Here is a 19,672-nt window from a genome sequence, read left to right as displayed (position 1 = left end):
ACTACGCGCGTTTGATAGCCCCGGCGGAATTCAGTGCAGGGCTGAGGGTTACCGGAAGGGCTCGGGTATGCGCCCCTGCGGATTATCGATCAAGTGTTAAGTGATTAAAATGTTCCTGCAACTCCTGCAGGTGTGGAGTTAAGCGACGACCTGCAATTCGGTGAGCACACGATCGCGGCCGCTGTTCTTGGCGCGATAGAGCGCGAGGTCGGCGCGGTGCATCACGTGTTCGAAATCGTCGTCTTCGCTGACGGCGAAGGCTACGCCGGCACTGGCGGTTACCAGGACGGCAGTGTCGTTCACCTTGAGCGGCGTCGCCGAGAAGGCCGCTCGGATCCGTTCTGCCGTAGCGGTGGCTTCGGCAACGGAAACCTGACGCATCACCAGCACGAACTCCTCGCCGCCAAGACGCGCAACCAGATCCTGCGGCCGCGCATTGCTGCGAAGCTCCTCGGCAAACTGATGCAGGGTGATATCGCCGGCGCGGTGACCGTAGCGGTCGTTTATCGACTTGAAACGATCAAGGTCGAAGACAATGACAGCGTCACCCGGACGAAGCCTGTTGGCTACAAAGTTCGAAAAGAGCGCGCGGCGGTTCATGAGCCCCGTCAGCGCATCCGTGGCGGCCTCCTTCGACAGCCGGCTTGCCATGCGCGAATGATTGAGACCGAGCGACAGCGCACCGATACCCGTGATGCCGGCGATGGAAACAACGGCATTGAAGCTCTCGGCCCAGTTGGCGGGACGTCCAACCAACTGCCACTGCCGTTCGTAGATCAGCACCAGACCGCATGCGAGGAAGGAGACGCCGGCAATCGCGTACAGACCCGACAGAGCCACAATCGAGAGAGGAGATTGCTCCCTCGCCCTCCAGTATTCCTGCGCACACAGGAACAGCAGCACAGCTGCTATGACATTGAAGATGGCGACTCCCACGCCGTCACGTCCCGACGAGATCGGCACGATCACGGCCGCGACCGCAGCGAGCGCGAGGATGATGGCTATTCGCCAGTGGACGGGTGTCCCCGTGAACAACCGCGCGGAGAGATAAACGGATACGAAGCCCACGGTCTGCAGCGTCAGACAGATCAGGATGACGACCGGCTGTGGCGGATACGCCGAATAAATGACGGCGCCAGCGCCCAGCGAAGACATGCCGAGCATCCAGCCTATCAGGAATACATCCAAACGGTTCTGCAGCCAGGCTCCGAACATGGTCAAAGCCAGCGCGACAGCACTGATGCCCGCTGCAAAAAACAGTGTGCTGGGATCGAACCCCATTTGCCCCCACAAACCCCCACATCGGCCCGATAGACCGATATAAATCCCTCGTCCCCTATACCGAGGTACGCTTCCCTAGTCTCCGTATCGTGTTCTTAGAATGTGACGGATTTTTCCGTATTTTCCTAATTCATATCACAGGAGATCGGGCTCGTGAACCATCTGGTTCATTTGTGCTTAACGGGAGATTGCCCGGTTTGTAAGCCTATGGGGTTACAGGGCTATTTTCGAGTATAGCTTCTGGATAACCGGACACGCGCGCAGGATATACCGACAGCTTATCAGCCTCGTCATTTGGCCCCTTCGGGCGTTGGAGCGTATTCGTATACAAAAATGCCGTCCAACCTGCCCCACCCTTAGGATCGGCAAGTTGAACGGCGAAAAGCAGAAACTCCTGTAAGGTGTTTAACTACCCCTTCACAGGCTGAAGCATGGTGAAATCGCAGCCTTCGTCCGCCTGCAACACCTGCTCCGCGTAGAGCTTGTCATAGCCCCGACGGTTTGCCGTTGACGGCTGCGGCGGAAGTTCCGCCCTCCGGCGTTCCAGTTCGGCCTCATCCACCAGCAGATCGATCGACTTGTTCTTGACCGAGAGGCGAATGCGATCGCCGGTACGCACCAGCGCGAGCGGCCCCCCCACGGCGGATTCCGGCGAAACATGGAGAACGATCGTGCCGAACGCGGTGCCGGACATGCGCGCATCCGAAATGCGGACCATGTCCTTCACGCCCTTTGACGACAGCTTCTTGGGGATCGGCAGATAGCCGGCCTCCGGCATGCCCGAGGCGCTGCGCGGACCGGCGTTCTGCAGAACCATGAAATCGTCCGCCGTGATGTCCAGCTCCGGATCGTCCACGCGGGCAGCGAGATCTTCGAGCGAGGTGAAGACGACCGCACGGCCTTCCTTCTCGAACAGCCGCTCGTCGGCAGCCGAACGCTTCAGGATTGCACCACGCGGCGCAAGGTTACCGAAGAGCGCCACCAGACCACCCTGCGGCTCCAGCGGCTCGGCCGCACTCGCGATCACGCGGCGGTCGACCCAGCCGGTCTCCGTCTCAAGGCGGTCGCCCAGCGTCTCACCGGTCACCGTCATACAGTCGAGATTGAGCAGCGGACGCAACTCACGCAGTACCGCACCCACACCACCGGCGAAGAAGAAGTCTTCCATGTAGTGCGAGCCGACCGGCTTCAGGTTCACCAGCACCGGAGTCTCGTCCGAAAGCTGGTTGAGCTTCTGCAGCGAAACAGGAATGCCCAATCGACCGGCGATTGCCGTCAGGTGGATGATGGCGTTCGTCGAGCCACCAAGCGCCAGCAGCACGCGCAGTGCATTTTCGACGGATTTCTCGGTGATGATCTCGCTGGGCAAGATCGGGCGCTCGATCATGCGGGCAGCCGCAAGACCCGTGGCCTCAGCTGCACGCAGGCGATCGGCGTGAACAGCCGGAATTGCCGCCGTGCCGGGCAGCGACATGCCGAGCGTTTCGGCGATACAGGCCATCGTGGAAGCGGTTCCCATGACTGCGCAGGTGCCGGAGGTCGTGGCAAGCCGCCCTTCGATGTCGTTGATCTGCGCTGTCGAGACTTCACCGGCGCGATACTTGCCCCAGAAGCGGCGGCAGTCCGTGCAGGCGCCAAGGCGCTCTTCCTCATAGCGCGACGTCATCATCGGACCGGCGACGATCTGGATCGCCGGAATGCCAGCCGAAGCCGCACCCATCAGCTGCGCAGGAACGGTCTTGTCACAGCCGCCCATCAGCACCACGGCGTCCATCGGCTGGGCGCGGATCATTTCTTCCGTGTCCATCGACATCAGGTTGCGGAACTTCAGGCTGGTCGGGCTCAGGAATACTTCGCCGAGCGAGATGGTCGGAAACTCGATCGGCAGGCCACCGCCCAGGAGAACGCCGCGCTTCACCGCCTCCAGCATTTCGGGGAAGTGCCGGTGACAATTGTTGAAACCGGAGAAGCTGTTGGCGATGCCGACGATTGGTTTCTTCAGGACCTCTCGGGAATAACCCATCGAGGCGGCGAATGAATTTCGCAGGTAAACTGAGAAATCCATGTCGCCGTAGTTCGTCAATCCGCGTGCAAGGCCTTGCGGCTGCTGGTCCTGAGAGTTGTCCTTGGTCATTTACGATGCCTGTTCCTGAAGCCTGATCTTCACATACTTGGTTTCGAGGTAATCATGGAGGCCGAACGAGCCGCCCTCACGCCCCATGCCGCTTTCCTTGATGCCGCCGAACGGCGCTTCCGCCGTGGCAAGCAGCATTTCGTTGACGCCGACCATGCCGACTTCAAGATCTTCATAGGCGCGCGTCGCAACACTGAGATTGTTCGAGAAAACGTAACCGGCCAGGCCAAACGGCAATGCGTTGGCCCGCTCGATGACCTCGTTGTAGCTGCTGAAAGTCGCGATCGGAGCGACCGGGCCGAACGGCTCCTCACGCATGATCAGCGCGTCATCCGGCACCCGGCCGAGAACGGTCGGCTCGAAGAAGTAGCCGCGGTTGGAACCGGGCGGGACCTGACCGCCTGCCAGAACTTCGGCGCCGCGAGACTTGGCGTCTTCAACCATCTCCTGGATCGTCTGCAGGCCGCGGCGATTGGCGAGCGGACCCATCTCCGTTCCCTCGTCCAGACCACGACCCACCTTCAGCGAGCGGGCGACTTCCGCGAACTTCGCTGAGAAGGCGGCATACTTCGACTCATGGACATAAAAGCGGGTGGGTGAAATGCACACCTGTCCGCAATTGCGGAACTTGGTGCGGGCGCACATCTCGGCGACCTTTTCCGCATCGACGTCATCGAACATGAGCACAGGGCCGTGCCCGCCGAGTTCCATGGATACCTTCTTCACGCCGTCAGCAGCAAGATGCAGGATCTGCTTGCCCACCGGCACGGAGCCGGTGACCGAAACCTTCCGAACGATCGGCGAGGAAATGAGGTGGCGGGCAATCTTGTCGGAGTTGCCGGTGACAAGATTGACCACGCCCTTCGGCACGCCAGCGTCGTGGCATGCCTGAACCAGAGCCGCGCAGGAGGCGGGAGCCTCGCCGGCGGGCTTGACGATGATGCTGCAACCGGCACCAAGTGCGGCTGCCATCTTGCGGGCGGGCAGCAGCGCCGGGAAGTTCCACGCCGAGAACGCAGCGACGACACCGACCGGCTGGTGGATGACGGCCATGCGACTTTCGCCCGTGCGGCCCTCGATTACCTGACCGTAGATGCGTTTGGTTTCTTCCGAATACCATTCGAACTGGTCGGCAGCGCCGCCCACTTCACCCTTGGCCTCGCCAATAGGCTTGCCCGTCTCCAGCGACATGACCATGGCGATCTCGTCAGCACGGCTGCGGATCAGATCGGCCACCCGGCGGATGATCCTGGCACGGTCCCATGGCCCTGTGCGGCGCCAGACCTTGAAGCCGGCCTCAGCAGCCGCAAGCGCATCATCCAGGTCTTTCTCGTCGGCGGAAGCGATCGTGCCCAGCACCTCCTCGGTCGCCGGGTCAGTCACTTCGCGGGTGGCGCCGCTAGCGGCCGCGCGCCAGTCGCCATCAATATAAAGCTGCAAATCGCGATACATGGGAGCCTCTATGGTGCTGGACCCGGAAGGCTCTTCCTTCCCCCCGGGCCACTCTAGTCTAGATATTCTGTTCGAGATACCGGGCCTGAACGTCGTCCACCCAATTGCCGACGTTCCAGTTGCCGTAGGCGCCCATCTCGGCAATGTGCTCGCGCCCCGCGTAAACAGGGATGTGCACCAGCGACAGACCGTCATGCGCATGAGCCTCGGCAAGCGCTGCCTCCAGCTCTTCCTGCGTCGTGCCCCCCCAGATTGCCTTGACGCCGGATACAGCGCCCGCCAGCTGTACGTAGTCCACCGGTACGCTGTCATTGGTGCGGAACTCGACCCCGTACTGCGCATACTGCAGGCTGGTGATCGCGGCCATGCGGCGGTTATCGAACAGCGCGATCATGCCCTTCACACCATGCTCGACAGCGTCGATCAGCACCTGCGGGTTCATCATGAACGAACCGTCGCCGGTAAACGCGATACCGTACTGTGCGTTCTTCACACCTGCGGAACCGAGCAGCGCCGAGGTCGCAAAGCCCATGTAGGAAGCGCCGGTCTCCGTATAGGTCTCGCCGACCTGATCGTCTTCGACCAGCTGGAACCCGTTTGCCTGTACGTCGCCTGCGTCAAAGAACTTGGTAGCACCGACGCGCTTTGCAAAGCTTGCGACCGTCTGGATCGCTGCGGGCTGCGTCAGCACCGGACGCTTCCACGCATCATCCATGATCGGTGCTGCGCTGGTGCGCGACTGCTTCCAGGCAGACCATTCCGCTTTCTTCTCGGCGCAGGCTGGCAGCCAGGTATTGATGGTCGTCTTTTGGTTCTGTTCGATGAGCGGCAGCAGCCGGTTTACCACTGCGGTAATATCGCCATGCAGCGCCAGCGTATTCGCATAGTGGCTGACATCATCAATATCGCCATTGATGTTGATGACCGCCTTCGCGTTCGGGTAGCCGATGCCGGAGCAATCCGCCTGGCAGACGCCACGCGAGCCAATGAAGATCACCAGCTCCGCATTGCTCATGGCATAGTTGCCGCTGATCGACCCTTTGGAACCGCCGACATGCATGTTCTGCGGATGCGCATCCGGCAGAACGCCGGTCGATCCCGGCGACAGAACGACGGCAGCACCCGCAGCTTCCGCAAGCTTGCGGACGGCTTCTGCATGGGCGCGCGTACCGCCGCCAGCCTTGATGACGATCTTCTCGTAGCTTCCGATGAGCCTCACGGCCTCGTCATAAACAGCTTCGTCCACGGGCGCGACTGGGGCAATCTCCATGCGCTCCGGAAGCGTACCGAGATTGACCGAAGTAATCTGCGGCTGCGTGTTGATCGGCAGCAGAATGTAGAAGGGACCAGCCTTGTAGGGATGATGGACGCAGGCGGTACCGCGACGCATGCACTCGCGCAGTGCTTCCGGCGTGTGCAGCGTATAGGACTCGCCCATAAGTGCCGTGATCCGGCCGAACAGCCCCTGCTCGGGCTTCGGCACCTGTTGCATGTTGTAGCCTTCGCCGCGCGTCGTCTCGTCACCATAGATGTGGTAGACGCCGATGCCGTTTGAAGCGGCTGCGAGCGAACCGGCCATGGCCTGCAGACTACCCGGTCCGATGGACGTAATGACCGCCGGCGTACGCTTGTACTGCCAGGCATAGGCAGTGGCGGCATGCGCCATCTCCACCTCGTTGCGGCAGTTGATGACAGTGATCGCACCAGCTTCGGCATAGATGCGCATGACTTCGCCGAGATCGGTCGAGCCATGGCCGAAGATGGCGTAGTACTGCGTCACACCCTGCTTCAGGAGCCCCAGAATGAGAGCCTCCGAAAGCGAGGTTTCGATCCGCGCAGGCAGGGTTCCTTCCTTCAGCAGCTGGGAGATATTGCCAGCCTTGCTGATGGACTCAGCGCGTTCGCGCATCAATGTTGCGGGATCAGATACATCTCGGCGTTCGAGCATATCAGGCCTCTTTTTTCTGATTATTGCGGGAGCGCAAACCGCTGAGCGTGTGCTTGAACACGACGATCGCTGCGAAAGCGAAAAACAGCAGTGCGGTTGGCGAAGTGTAGAAGATCGATGGATCGTCGCTGGACATGATCATCGCCGTGCGGAACTCGCGTTCCATGGCCGGTCCGAGCACCAGCCCGAGCAGGATTGGCGTCAGCGGGATGCGCGCCTTCTGCAGGAGGTAGCCCAGGAAGCCGATGACGATCATGGTCCCAACGTCGAACATCGAGTTGCGGACGGAGTAGGAGCCGACGATGCAGAGCACCATGATGGCAAGCGCCAGCAGGTGGTGCGGCACGTGCAGCGCCTTGACGAACAACCTCACGCCAAAGAGCATGAAGATCATCACGATGACGTAGGAAGCGGCAAACAGCATGTAGATGCTGTAGATGACCTGCGGGTTCTCGACGAAGAGCAACGGTCCGGGCTGGATACCGTGGATCAGGAGGCCGCCGAGAATCAGCGCCGTCGCGGGATCGCTCGGGATGCCAAGGCCCAGCACGGGGATCATCGACCCGCCGGTGACGGCATTGTTCGACGTTTCCGGCGCGACAACGCCGCCCATGTTGCCATGGCCAAAGGCCACCTTGTCCTTGTTGAGCTTCTTTTCCTGCGAATAGGCGAGGAAGGCTGCAATCGTGCCACTGGTGCCGGGGATCGCGCCGATAACGGTGCCGAGAAGGCTCGAGCGGAAGATGTTCCAGCGGAAGCCCCAGACATAGCGGGGACGCGGCAGCTCTACCTTGACCGTGTTCGGATCAACGACGGTTTCGCCACCGCTATGGTGCTGCGAGAAGGCTTCCACCACCTGGGGGATTGCAAAAAGCGCGATCATCGCGACCAGCAGCTCCACGCCCTGCAACAGCGGAACCTGGCCGAAAGTCAGGCGCGAGACACCATCGATCGGATCCTGTCCGACGATCATGACCATCAGGCCGATGACGCCGCCGATCAGGCCGCGCACGATGGATCGTTCCGCCAGTCCGCAGATGGTCGACATGCCGAAGATTAGCAGCGCGAAGATCTCGGCCGGACCGAAGTGCAGCGCGACACTGGCGAGGAAATCGACCGAAAAGACCATCACGATCAGGCTGAACAGACCGCCGATGGTGGAGACGACCGTCGCCATCGCGACGGTGAGGCTCGCCTTGCCGGCTTTCGCCAGCCGGTGGCCGTCAACGACTGTCGCCGCAGAGGACGGTGTGCCGGGAACGCCGACGAGGATCGCGGCAACCGTGCCCCCGCTTGCCCCACCGATAAAGGTGGAAAGCAGCATGGCAATCGCCGCCGTGTGGTCGAGCGTGAACGTGAGCGGCAGGATGAGCGCCAGCGCCATCGTGTAGGTGAGACCCGGAATTGCGCCGAAGACGAGGCCGAAGATCGAACCAAAAAGAAGGGCGCCCACGACTTCCGGGGCGAAGGAGATTGCCAGAGTTGAAAGGAGAATATCCATCAGAAGCTCCAGCTAAACATGCCGGTCGGCAGGTGGACGCCAAGCAGCTTGCCCATCAGCAGCCAGAGGCCGATCGAAAAGCCCAGCGGCATGCAAATGATGAGCGGGATTGAACGTTTCCTGAGCACGAAGAACAGGAAAATTCCGATGAGCAAGGTGGTGGTAAGAACGAAACCGAAAATCGGCAGAGCGACAAAGTAAGAGATCAAAAAGCCAAAGGTAACGAGTGTTGCCCAGAGTTCCTGCTGGAAGGTTGGCTTGCACTCAAGTTCTTCTTCCTCGTCGTCATCGACGGTCTTCTTGGAGAAAGTCTGGGCGACCAGGATCACCGACAATAGAAGCAGCAGGAACCCGAGTGCATTGGGGAACGCGCGCGGGCCGAAGAACGACCCGGAGTAACCCTCCGGGATCGTGAACCTCGATGCAGCCAACCATGCGATTGCCACGGCCATCAGAACGACGCCAAGCAACCTGTCACGAAAGACTTCTGTCATTTAGCTATCACTTATTTTTCAGGCCAAGCGTCGTCATGAGTTCGCTGATGACGGCATCGTCGGAGGCGATGAGCTCACCGAATTCCGCTGCTGGCAGGAAGCCCGGCTCGAAGCCGAGATTGCGAGCAGCGTTGGCGAAAGCCTCGTCTTCCACGGTGGCCTTTGCGGCATCCTGAAGCTTGGCGATTACGTCGTCGGGTGTACCAGCCGGAGCGGCAAGGCCACGCCACATGGTAACGTTGAGATCGGTAGCACCTGCCTCATGGCAGGTCGGAACGTCGATCTCGATGGCGATCTTTTCCATGCCCGTCGAGCAGAGCATAGCGATCGTGTTGTTCTGGACGTGCGGGATGAACTGGCCCGGCCACTGGATCGCAGCGTCAACACGGCCCGCCAGCAGTTCGGCCGGTGCACGGCCTTCGCCGTACGGAATGTAGACGACCTTGACGCCCAGCTTGTCGAACAGCGCTGCGGCCGCGAGGTGCGTGAACGATCCCAGCCCCGAAACGCCAACCTTGAGCGGCTGTCCCTTGGCCTTGGCAGCTTCTGCCATGGACTTCAGATCCGTCCAGCCGGACTTCGTGCTGACCGCCAGAACCGGAACTTCCGATCCGATACGGGCGATCGGAGCGAAGGCCTTGTAGTCGAACGGAATGTTACCCTGGTAATGGACCGTCGAGATCGAGTTCGAATTCCAGACGATCGAGTAGCCATCGGCATCGGTGCCGTTGACGTGGCTGTAGCCGATCGCACCACCGCCACCCGGGCGGCTGACTGCAACGACCGGGCTGCCCAGCGCCTTCGACATGCCGTCAGCCAGGATCTGGCCGACCGTCTGCGCCGATCCGCCGAACAGGATCGTCATTTCCACCGGCTTCTCCGGAAAATCGGCGAGGGCTGGCGACGCCAGCCCGATCGCGCTTCCAAGCAGCGCCGTGGCCATTGCCATTTTCAATGTGCTCTTCATGGTTCTCTCCTCCGTTTGAACCCCCAGCGTGAACTCGCCATGCTGGACCCCCCATAGGCCGGCAGAGCCGGCCATCCTTCACCGGTGCAATTCCAGGAAGAACGGGAACCGGTTTCCCGCCTGGGGTTGCACTGATCAAAAACTCAGCTCGCCAGCCGCACCTCTCCCTCTGCCTTCCTCTGCAGAGCTTCCAGGATTGCTTCCGGCGTTGCCGGCAGGCTGGAGATGCGGACGCCGATGGCGTCATAGATCGCGTTCATGATGGCCGGCGCCGTCGGCACCAGCGCGGGTTCGCCGATACCCTTTGCGCCCAGCGGGCTCTTCGGGTCGATGTCCTGAACAAGGCGGCAGTTGATCTGCGGCACGTCGAGCGCTGTCGGCAGGATGTATTTGGAGAAGCTCGGCGTCGTGGTGTGGCCGTTGTGGAGCTCATAGTTCTCCATCAGCGCCTGACCTAGACCCTGGACGATACCGCCCTCGATCTGCCCTTCAACACCGCGCGGGTTGATCACGCGACCAACGTCATGCACGGCCCACATGCCGAGCACCTGAACTTCGCCCGTAAGCGTATCGACCTCGACTTCCGCCACCTGGCAGCCGAACACGTAGGTTTGCCACGGCGCGCCGGAGCCATCGACCGGATCGAGCCCCGTGCCGAACGCGGTGAACGAGGCCGAACCAACGGGAACAACGCCGTTCTTCTTGCAGAGGTCGACTGCCTCTTCCATCGTGATGCGGTTGTTCGTGCCTTCCGACCAGATGAAGCCGTTGAACGCCTTGATCGACGATTCACTGACGCCCCAGTGGTTGGCGAGGAAGGCGTCGAGCTTGGAGCGAGCGTCACGCGATGCCAGCGCAACCGAGTTGCCGATCATGTAGGTCTGGCGGGTCGCACCGGCATGCGCGGCTTCCGGCGAGCGCGCCGTATCGTTGTCACCGATGGTGACGTCTTCCGGCCGCACGCCAAGCTCTTCCGCCGCTACCTGCGCCAGCACGGTGAGGATGCCCTCACCGATTTCCGTCACGCCGGTCACGACCTTCGCCGTGCCGCCATCATCGAGCTCGACCCATGCACCTGCGCGGTCGATCGTTGCGGTGCGTGCAATGCCATACCAGGATGCTGCGACGCCGCGTCCCTTTTTCCATCGAGCCATCACGCGACCTCCTGCTTCTTGTTGTTATCTGCCGGCTTGCGGAAGCGCGCGCCCAGGGTGCAGGGCTGGCGCGTATCCGGTCCGCCAAGGTCACCGCGGGTTGCGCCGCGGCTGGTCGGAGCGCCCTTCTCCCAGCGGCTGAAGCTTTCAGCCACATCGAGAACTTCGCCAATCGCCGCTGTATCGAGGCGCTGCCTGGTATGGGTGAGCGATCCCGCCTTCATCATGTTCTTGCGGCGGATTTCGAACGGATCGAGGCCCAGCTTTTCCGCCAGAATGTCGAGATGCGACTCCGTTGCGAACTGCGCCTGCATGCCGCCGAAGGTACGGAAAGCACCGGACGGCGTGTTGTTGGTGTAGACGCCGATGGTGTCGACCTGAAGGTTCTCGTACTCGTACGGTCCGACGGACAGGATCGCCGCCTTGCGCATCACGCCTTCCGTGGACATGCCGTAAGCGCCGCCGTCGCTGATCATCTTGAACTGGACAGCGGTGATCGTGCCGTCGTTCTTGATGCCCATCTTGAGCGTGACGCGCGACGGATGCCGCTTGGCGGTCGTGGTGATCGACTCTTCACGGGTATAGACGAGGCGAACCGGACGGCCCGTCTTCATCGCGGCAAGGGCAAGCATGCCCTGATAGATCATGTCTTCCTTGCCGCCGAAGCCGCCGCCCACCGGGCTCATGATGCAGCGGACCTTGTTGATCGGCAGATCAAGGATGCCCGCGAGCATGTGACGGTGGTGGGTGATGTTCTGGCTGGGCGAAATGACCGTCACCACGCCATCGTGATCCACATAACCGATGCCGGCTTCCGGCTCGAGATAGGCGTGCTCCACCTGTTGGGTCGTGTAGGTGTTCTCGAAGACGAGATCTGCCTCGGCAAAGCCCTTCTCGATATCGCCCTTGCGAACAGGAATGTGTTTGACGATGTTGGTCGGCGCATAGTCGTGCAGCACGACCGCCCCCTCCTTCATCGCCTCTTCGGCATCGAAGACAGCGGGCAGAAGCTCGTACTCGACCTTGATCAGCGAGAGCGCCTTGCGGGCGATCTCTTCCGACTCGGCGGAAACTGCCGCAATGCCCTCACCCACATAGCGAACCTTGTCGCGGGCCATGATCGGTTGGTCATGAACGAACACGCCAAAACCGTCGGTGCCCGGCACATCTGCTGCGGTGATGATGGACTCCACGCCTTCCAGCGCTTCCGCCGCCGACGTGTCGATAGATACGATCCGCGCGTGAGCATGCGGGCTGCGCAGCACCTGCATGTGCAGCATGTTCGGGAACACCATGTCACCTGCATAGCGCAGCTTGCCGGTCACCTTGCTGGGCGCATCGATACGGCGGACGTTGGTGCCGATGAAGCTTTCACCAATGGGCTCAGGTTCAAGCGCCAGCGGTGCAGCCTTGCCGTTCAGAATGTCACGGGCGAGCTCGACGGCCTCCAGGATCTTCGTGTAACCGGTGCAACGGCAGATGTTGCCGCCCATGCGTTCCTTGATCTCTTCGATGTCCGCGTCCGGGTTCTCGCGCAGTGTCGAGGTGGCAGCCATCACCATGCCGGGGATGCAGTAACCGCACTGGCTGGCGCCGGTCTTGTGGAAGGCGCGTTGAACCGGCGTAAGATCGTTACCAGAGGCGAGGCCCTCGACGGTTTCGATAACCGCACCCTCAGCCTTGCTTGCGGGCATGAGGCAAGACTTGACCAGCTTGCCATCGACGAAAACGGAGCAGGTACCGCATTCACCTGCACCGCAACCTTCCTTGGTGCCGGTCAGGAACAGTTCTTCACGCAGGAAGTCGATGAGGCGATAACGGCCGGCAGCGGACTTTGCCACCTTGCGGCCATTCACTGTCATACGCAGCATGCCATCAGACATTGATAATCTCCCTTTGATGTTCGCCGCGGTACGGCGCGCCGGCGTGAGCCAGCGCATCCTCGATGGCTGCTTCAACGAAGCCGGGCACGACACGCCGGCGATAGGCGACGCGTGAGCGCGAGGCGACGCGGTCTGCAGCGCTCGCGCACGCTTCACGAATGAGTTCGGACGAAATGGGCTGGCCCTTGAGGCGCTCTTCGATATCCGTCAGCCGCACAGCCATCGGGCCGACGCCGCCAAGACCAAGGCGGACATCCTCGAAATTCCGGCCCGAAGCATCGGTCTTCACGACAGCGGCGACACAGGCGACGGAGATCACCAGCGAACGGCGATGGCCGACCTTCTCGAACGAGCCGCCGTAACCATCCAGCGCATCCATGGTCACCGCAGTGACGATCTCGCCGCGTTCCATCAGTGTGCGGCCCGGACCCTGGATGAACTCAGCGACGGGAAGCGTGCGGCGCTCGACTACGCCATCCTCAAGCCGGGCCAGTTCGATCGAGCCGTTGAGCACGAGAACAGCCGGCGTGCCGTCGGCGGCGGGCGAAGCGTTGACGAGGTTTCCGGCCAGCGTTGCCTGCTCGCGGATCTGGTCGTCAGCGAACCAGATGGAGCAGAACGGCATGCACGGCAGCAGCCTGCGAAGCGTCTCGTCCGTCAGAAAATCCTGGTACACGACGTTCGCGCCAAGACGCACGCGGCCACCCTCGACCGTGTAGCCGGAGAGTTCCTGGATCTTGGTAACGTCGATCAGCGCGGGCAGATGCACGTCGCCGGCTCGGCCTTCCCTTGCCCACGGAAGAATGTCTGTCGCGCCTGCAATGAGGCGGGTGCCTTCTGGCGCATCGCGCCAGAGCCACAACGCCTCTTCGAGCGTATCCGGGGTCAGGTATTGGTCAAAGGTAAGCATGGGTTACGCTCCAACATTCTCATGCAGTGCATTCTTCGGAGCATCGGAATGGCCGAATGCGGAACCTTCGTTTCCGATGCTCTGTCGTTGGCATTCCGTGCGGCTTGTGCTCTGCCGGATCTGCCTCAATTCTTGACGGGGGCGTAGAAAACCTGCTTGCCGGCGGCCGCGGCTTTCATTTCCTCCCTCCCATTTCCGTGCCTCCCAGCACGTAGGCAGTTCATGTGCGCCGGCGGAACCGGCGCACATTATTTCAAGCTTACTCGGCAGCGATCCGCTGGCTTTCCGCCGGACGATTGCGCACAACCACCTTGATCGCGTCTTCCACGCGATCCTTGGCGTAGCGCAGCGCTTCCTTCAGATCGTCCATCATGAAGGTGTGCGTGTGGATCAGGGAAGCATCGAAGCGCTTCTGGCGCATGAAAGCCTCGGCGCGGTGCGTTGCCGTCTTGCCCTCACCACGGATGCCGTAGAGGTAGATGTTGTTGCGCACGAGGTAGGCCACGTCGATCGGCACCTGGTCGCCCGGGAAAGCGGCGAGGCAGATCTTGCCACCACGGTTCAGCATCTGAGCAGCTTCGTTGACGGCGTTTGGAGCACCCGAGCACTCGACCACATAGTCGACACCCTTGCCATTGGTCAGGCGACGGACGGCTGCGACCGGATCTTCGTTGCGCACGTTGATGACGAAATCCGCGCCGAGCCTCTTGCCGATCTCCAGCCGGTTGTCACGCGTGCCGGTCAGAATCACCGGATAGGCGCCGAGGGCCTTTGCCACCGCTGCGCCCAGCAGGCCTATCGGTCCGGGACCGGAAACCACGACACCTTCACCAGCGATCAGACCGCCAAGCTCTGTCAGGCCATACATCGAGGTGCCGGCGGTCACCACCAGCGTCGCTTCCTCGTCGGACATGGAATCGTCCACGTGGATCAGCGTGTTGATGTTGTTGACCGCGTACTCGGCAAAGCCGCCATCGGTGGTGAAGCCGTTGGCACGATGGCCCTTGTCGACGTCGCCGTAGTTCTTGCCGTAGTTGTGGCAGGACGTGTACATGCCCATGCGGCAGCGCTTGCACTGGCCGCAACCAGCGTGGATTTCCACGGTGACGCGCTCGCCGATCTTGTACTCGTCGACGCCCGGTCCGAGCGCAACGACGGTGCCCATGTACTCGTGGCCCGGCGTGTAGTTCTTGTTGAACGGCAGACCGCCCTGGATCTGCGCGGGCGGACCATGATGGATGATCTCGAGGTCGGTTGCGCAGATGGCAACGGCGTCGATACGCACCAGCACTTCAGCCTTCTTCGGCGCCGGAACCGGCTTTTCCACCAGGTTCAGTTCACCGGGGTCGCCCAGTACCCAGGCCTTCATCTTCTCCGGAACCGGATAATCCGGGTGCGTTTTCACGTTCTCTGGCATAGCCATAAGGCACATCCCTCCAATTGTAAGCAAACGGTTCAGCGGCTGACGCGCAGCCGGTTTGAAAGCTCCTGGGCGCACTTCACGACAGAGCGCGCGATGTGGGAGCGATATTCCGGGGTGGCTCGGTTCTTCGGGATCGAGCAGCTGATCGATCCGATAACCCTGCCGCTTCCGTCACGCAGAGCGGCGCCATAGCAGATGACGTTTTCCTGCAGCTCTTCCTCATCGATGGAAAAGCCGGACCGGCGCACGAGACGCAGTTCTTCGATCAGTCCGGAGATCGTCGTGATCGTGTGGGGCGTGAAGGCCGACAGCCCATTCTCGGAGACCACCCGCGCCATCTCCGCTTCCGGAAGCCAGGCAAGAATGGCCTTGCCCGTTGCCGTCGCGTGCGCTGCGCGCATCTTCTTGATTTCATCCGGCTCGATATGCGTTGGCATCATCGAACCGTAGCGGACCTGGGTGATAAGGGCGGTCCCGCGCATCACCGCCATCTGCACGCTCTCGCGCAGATCGGCATTGAGACGCTGCAGGTCAGCCTGCACGAAATCGAGCAGGTCGAGCTCGCGATTGGTCATGTCCGACAGCTCGCGCAGCTTGGAACTCAAGGTGTAGCCACGTCCACGACCGGCATGCAGCACGTATCCTCGCGCCACCAGCGTCGCCAGCAGATGGTGGCATGTCGAAACGTTGAGATCCGAAACCCTGGCGAGCTCGCTCAGCAGTACCGGCTTGTCCTGACCGGCGAGCGTTTCCATGAGCACCAATGCGCGATCCACCGACTGGATCAACCGCGTGTCGGTTGTTCTTGCCTCGGTCGCCAGCTTGGTCTCGACGTATCGCTGTTCCGATGGTGTCAGTGCCACTTTGCGCTGCACATCATCAAATGTAGACACTTAGCTCACTCCCTCAACTCCTGAATTCAACTTGGCTGTAGGGGTGAAAAACGTCAATCTACTCCGCATCCATAAAAAACATTTTCATAATGTCGTAGTATTGAGGGAAAATTCCGCAGAACAGGCGCGTTAATCGTTTAACTGCGTAGCTTTTGGATGAAGTTTGGTCACAAAGCTAACTTTTATCGGTAAGCTTCCGCGGAACGCATTTTCAGATTATGAAAAGCGCCATCTGGGATCCGGCGTCCGCCTTCAGGCACACCTTCCGGCGTGATAGAAATCCGCATCGGAACGGCTTGAGGGGGAAAGGCGCTCCCCGGGTCGATCTCGGCTGAGCATCAGCCACATCTGGAGGGGGATGTCCGATCGCTTCTTCTTCTCCAGAAAATCAGTTTCGTCACCGGCCCCGCCGGTGATTTCGCAGTATAAGTGGAGGACGGATGAGAAAGTTTCACATAACAAAGGTCCTGGCGGCGCTCCTGCTATCCGCTTCGGCAGCCCAGGCAGCTGACCTGAGGATTGGCCTACAGGACGACATTGACATCATCGATCCGGATCGCTCCCGCGCCTTTGTGAACCGCATCGTGTTCACCTCGTTCTGCGATACGTTGATCGATATCGATCAGAACATGAACTACGTCCCGCGTCTCGCCACCGAGTGGAGCTGGGGCGACGGCAACAAGTCGCTCACCATGAAGATTCGCGACGACGCCACGTTCCATGACGGCACGCCGGTCAACGCGGAGGCCATCAAGTACAATCTGGAGCGCTCCAAGAACCTGGAAGGAAGCCTGCGCCGCAGTGAGATAGCAGCCGTGGACACCGTCGACGTGGTCGACGAGCACACCGTGAAGCTGAACCTGTCGCGTCCTGACAGTACGCTCATCTCGCAGCTGAGCGGCTGGGCCGGCATGATCATTTCCCCTGCTGCCGCCGAGAAGGGCGACTTCTCGAAGGAACCCGCCTGCTCCGGGCCCTACAAGTTTGTCGAGCGCGTCCAGAACGACAAGATCGTCTTCGACAAGTACGAGAACTACTGGAACGCCGACCAGTATCATTTCGACCGCCTCACCTTCATGCCGATCCCCGACGCCACGGTGCGCATGGCGAACCTCAGGGCAGGCAGCCTCGACGTGATCGAGCGCATGTCTCCGACCGACATCGAGATCATCGAGGGTGACAAGGAAAGCAGCATCGTGAAGGCCGACGGCCTCGGCTATCAGGGCTTCATGATCAACCTGACGAAGGGCAGCGGCGCTGAGAAGAGCACCATCGCCAAGGATGCCCGTCTCCGCCAAGCCCTCAGCATCTCCATTGACCGCAATGTCATCGCTGAGGTTGTCGGCGCCAACGCATTCCTGCCGGCCTCCATGCCGTTCCCGCCAACAAGCTTCGCCTATGACGAGCGCTTCGAGATCAAGCGCGACGTCGAGAAGGCGCGCGCTCTGATCAAGGAAGCTGGCTTCGACCGCGTCCCCGTAGAGATCCAGTTCACCAACACGACGCAACAGCAGCAGATCTACGAGCTGGTGCAGGCCATGGCGGCCGAAGCTGGCTTCGACGTGTCGCTGCGCGCCGTAGAGTTCACCGGGCTTCAGGCATCCATGAAGGAAGGCAACTTCCAGGCTTCGCAAGCCGGATGGGCCGGTCGCGTCGATCCTGATGGCAACATCGCCCACTACATCATGTGCAAGGGCACCCTAAACGACAGCGGTTTCTGCAGCGAAAAGGTAGACACTGCCCTGCAGGCTGCCCGCGAGACAACCGACACTGCAGAGCGCAAGAAACACTACGCCGTGGTGCAGGAAGTGCTTTCGGAAGAGGTTCCGCAGGTGTTCCTCTACTTCCAGCCGTGGATCTACGGTGTGCGCAACGAAGTTAGCAACTTCCGCGCTTACCCCGACGGCATGATCCGTCTGGATGGCGTGACAAAGGCCAACTAACTTCACAAGATCTGTGATGCACCGGAGCACCTCCGGTGCATCCCCGCATCAGGCATCCGGCGAGAGTTTCATGACGCGCACACTGATTACCAATTCCACCCTTGTTACGATGGACGATGAGCACGGCATTCTGCCTGTCGGCGACCTGCTGATCGAGGACGGCAGGATTGCAGCCATCGGCACGGATCTCGCCTCCAGCATCGACCGTTCTTCATGCGAAGTCATCGACGGTACCAACCTGATCGCCATCCCGGGCCTGATCAACGCCCACATTCATATGTGGCAGACGGCCGTCCGCGGCTTCGGCGTGGATTGGACCGGCATCGAGCACCATTTCCACATGCAGACGGAGTTTGTTCCCGTCTACACGCCCGACGACATTCGCGCCTCCGAATATTTCGGTGCACTCAACCTCATCAACGGAGGCATCACCACCGTCTATGAATGGTGCCACGGCAACCGCACGCCGGATCACAGCGATGCAGCCATTGATGGATTGGACAAGTCCGGCATCCGCGCGAAATTTATTCACGGAACGGTAAAGACGCTGCCGCAGCCCGGCCAGCCGCATTTTTCGGAAATTCCGCATCCCCGTGAGGAGGCGATCCGCCTGCGCCGTCTGCATAGCTCCGACGATGCACGGATAACCCTCGCGCTCGGCTTCCTCGGACCGGAATACTCTCCGATCGAAGTCTGCCGCCAGGACTTTCAGCTGGCGCATGAGCTCGGCATCTGGTCGAGCGCTCATGCGCATGGCCGTCCCGGCAAGGTTCCCGGCGGCTACGTCGGACTCGCCAAGGAGGGACTGTTGAAAGGCCGCCATAACGGCGTTCACCTGAACTCCGCCAAGGACGAGGAACTACTCGCGCTCCTCGACAACGGCTGCTCCATCACCGCCACCTCTCAAACTGAAATCGGCAGCGGGGGCCGCGAGCCGCTGATCCGCCGGGTACAGGAACTTGGCGGCGCCCCCTCAATTGGCACCGACTCCGAAGCGAACACGTCCGCCGACATGCTGGAATGCATGCGCTGGTCGCTGATCATCCAGCGTCTCTTCAACAACATCGAGAAGGCGCGCAAGGAAACCGTGGAAGCGCCCGCCTCGACCAACGCTGTGAGCCGCGATAAACCGCTGCCGCCGCGTATCAATCCTGGCTCCTATGACGCCCTCTATTGGGCCACCATGGGCAATGCCAAGGCGTTCGGGCTGGACCACAGGATCGGTTCGCTCACGGTCGGCAAGAGCGCGGACATCACCCTCATCCGCAGGACAGGCGTAAACCTTGCCCCCGCCATCAATCCGGTGGATGCCATCGTGTCCTTCGCTAACCCGTCCAACGTGGACACCGTCATGGTGGAAGGCAGGGTGCTGAAGCGTAACGGCGTTCTCGTCGAACAGGCGGCGGCAGAGCGCGCGGCGGTCGACCTGCGCCGAAGGGCTGAGCGCGTGATCGCGGAATCCGGCGCCAGAATCTGACGCCAGCCGTACCGGCAAAACGCAATCATCTTGAGGCGGCAGTCAGCGCAATGCGTTGGCGCCGCCTCCAAAGGGCAGGGAATAGCTGACCACGCGACCGTAATGCTCCCAAGCGCTGGCGCGGTGTTTATCCACGATTAAGCAGAACATGATTGAGCGGTCCTCTCTTGGGCTGCCTTTCTCTTCCATGAACAGCTGGACCCGAACCCGGC

The 19,672-nt window shown here is 61.1% G+C and carries 14 protein-coding genes; 2 read left to right on the top strand and 12 right to left on the bottom strand.

Features of this window, described 5'->3' with window-relative positions; all coding sequences use genetic code 11:
* Positions 1–138: 138 nt before the first annotated feature.
* From IEX27_RS05540 to IEX27_RS05485, 12 genes are all read right to left on the bottom strand, one after another.
* Positions 139–1,281, bottom strand: a complete 1,143-nt coding sequence (locus IEX27_RS05540; RefSeq protein WP_188719936.1) for a GGDEF domain-containing protein — start codon at positions 1,279–1,281, stop codon at positions 139–141.
* A 409-nt stretch (positions 1,282–1,690) separates the two neighbouring features.
* Complete coding sequence (locus IEX27_RS05535; protein WP_188719935.1) at positions 1,691–3,415, bottom strand: IlvD/Edd family dehydratase; 1,725 nt, start codon at positions 3,413–3,415, stop codon at positions 1,691–1,693.
* The gene (locus IEX27_RS05530) at positions 3,416–4,867 is read right to left on the bottom strand and encodes an NAD-dependent succinate-semialdehyde dehydrogenase (RefSeq protein ID WP_188719934.1); all 1,452 of its coding nucleotides are present in this window, start codon (positions 4,865–4,867) and stop codon (positions 3,416–3,418) included.
* 58 nt (positions 4,868–4,925) lie between these two features.
* Entirely contained in the window at positions 4,926–6,815 is a 1,890-nt protein-coding gene (locus IEX27_RS05525) for a thiamine pyrophosphate-dependent enzyme (RefSeq protein WP_244630225.1), read from the bottom strand.
* A gap of 1 nt (position 6,816) precedes the next feature.
* Positions 6,817–8,316 carry a tripartite tricarboxylate transporter permease gene (locus IEX27_RS05520; protein ID WP_188719933.1) on the bottom strand — a complete coding sequence of 500 codons (1,500 nt, stop codon included), beginning with the start codon at positions 8,314–8,316 and terminating at the stop codon, positions 6,817–6,819.
* Positions 8,316–8,810 (bottom strand): tripartite tricarboxylate transporter TctB family protein, encoded by a 495-nt coding sequence (locus tag IEX27_RS05515; RefSeq protein ID WP_188719932.1) that lies wholly within the window; start codon positions 8,808–8,810, stop codon positions 8,316–8,318. The genes IEX27_RS05520 and IEX27_RS05515 overlap by 1 nt, the downstream gene beginning before the upstream one ends.
* 7 nt (positions 8,811–8,817) lie before the next feature.
* Entirely contained in the window at positions 8,818–9,777 is a 960-nt protein-coding gene (locus IEX27_RS05510; protein ID WP_244630224.1) for a Bug family tripartite tricarboxylate transporter substrate binding protein, read from the bottom strand.
* A gap of 143 nt (positions 9,778–9,920) precedes the next feature.
* Entirely contained in the window at positions 9,921–10,931 is a 1,011-nt protein-coding gene (locus IEX27_RS21555) for a xanthine dehydrogenase family protein molybdopterin-binding subunit (RefSeq protein ID WP_188719931.1), read from the bottom strand.
* Complete coding sequence (locus IEX27_RS21550) at positions 10,931–12,814, bottom strand: molybdopterin-dependent oxidoreductase (protein ID WP_188719930.1); 1,884 nt, start codon at positions 12,812–12,814, stop codon at positions 10,931–10,933. The genes IEX27_RS21555 and IEX27_RS21550 overlap by 1 nt, the downstream gene beginning before the upstream one ends.
* Positions 12,807–13,724, bottom strand: coding sequence for an FAD binding domain-containing protein (locus IEX27_RS05495; protein WP_188719929.1), 918 nt, complete (start codon positions 13,722–13,724; stop codon positions 12,807–12,809). Before IEX27_RS05495 ends, IEX27_RS21550 begins: the two co-directional genes overlap by 8 nt.
* Before the next feature lie 259 nt (positions 13,725–13,983).
* On the bottom strand, positions 13,984–15,147 hold the full coding sequence (locus IEX27_RS05490) for a zinc-dependent alcohol dehydrogenase (protein ID WP_188719928.1): 1,164 nt from the start codon (positions 15,145–15,147) through the stop codon (positions 13,984–13,986).
* 32 nt (positions 15,148–15,179) lie between these two features.
* The gene (locus IEX27_RS05485) at positions 15,180–16,040 is read right to left on the bottom strand and encodes an IclR family transcriptional regulator (protein WP_188719927.1); all 861 of its coding nucleotides are present in this window, start codon (positions 16,038–16,040) and stop codon (positions 15,180–15,182) included.
* A gap of 440 nt (positions 16,041–16,480) precedes the next feature.
* Here IEX27_RS05485 and IEX27_RS05480 point away from each other — a divergent pair, with 440 nt between their 5' ends.
* Both IEX27_RS05480 and IEX27_RS05475 read left to right on the top strand, forming a co-directional pair.
* Positions 16,481–17,983 carry an ABC transporter substrate-binding protein gene (locus IEX27_RS05480; RefSeq protein WP_188719926.1) on the top strand — a complete coding sequence of 501 codons (1,503 nt, stop codon included), beginning with the start codon at positions 16,481–16,483 and terminating at the stop codon, positions 17,981–17,983.
* Between the two features lie 70 nt (positions 17,984–18,053).
* Complete coding sequence (locus tag IEX27_RS05475; protein WP_188719925.1) at positions 18,054–19,460, top strand: amidohydrolase family protein; 1,407 nt, start codon at positions 18,054–18,056, stop codon at positions 19,458–19,460.
* Positions 19,461–19,672: the final 212 nt, after the last annotated feature.

It is taken from the genome of Nitratireductor aestuarii (assembly GCF_014641695.1).
Lineage (GTDB): Bacteria > Pseudomonadota > Alphaproteobacteria > Rhizobiales > Rhizobiaceae > Chelativorans > Chelativorans aestuarii.
Note: the sequence above shows the minus strand (reverse complement) of the source record. Positions and strands in the feature narration are given on the sequence as shown.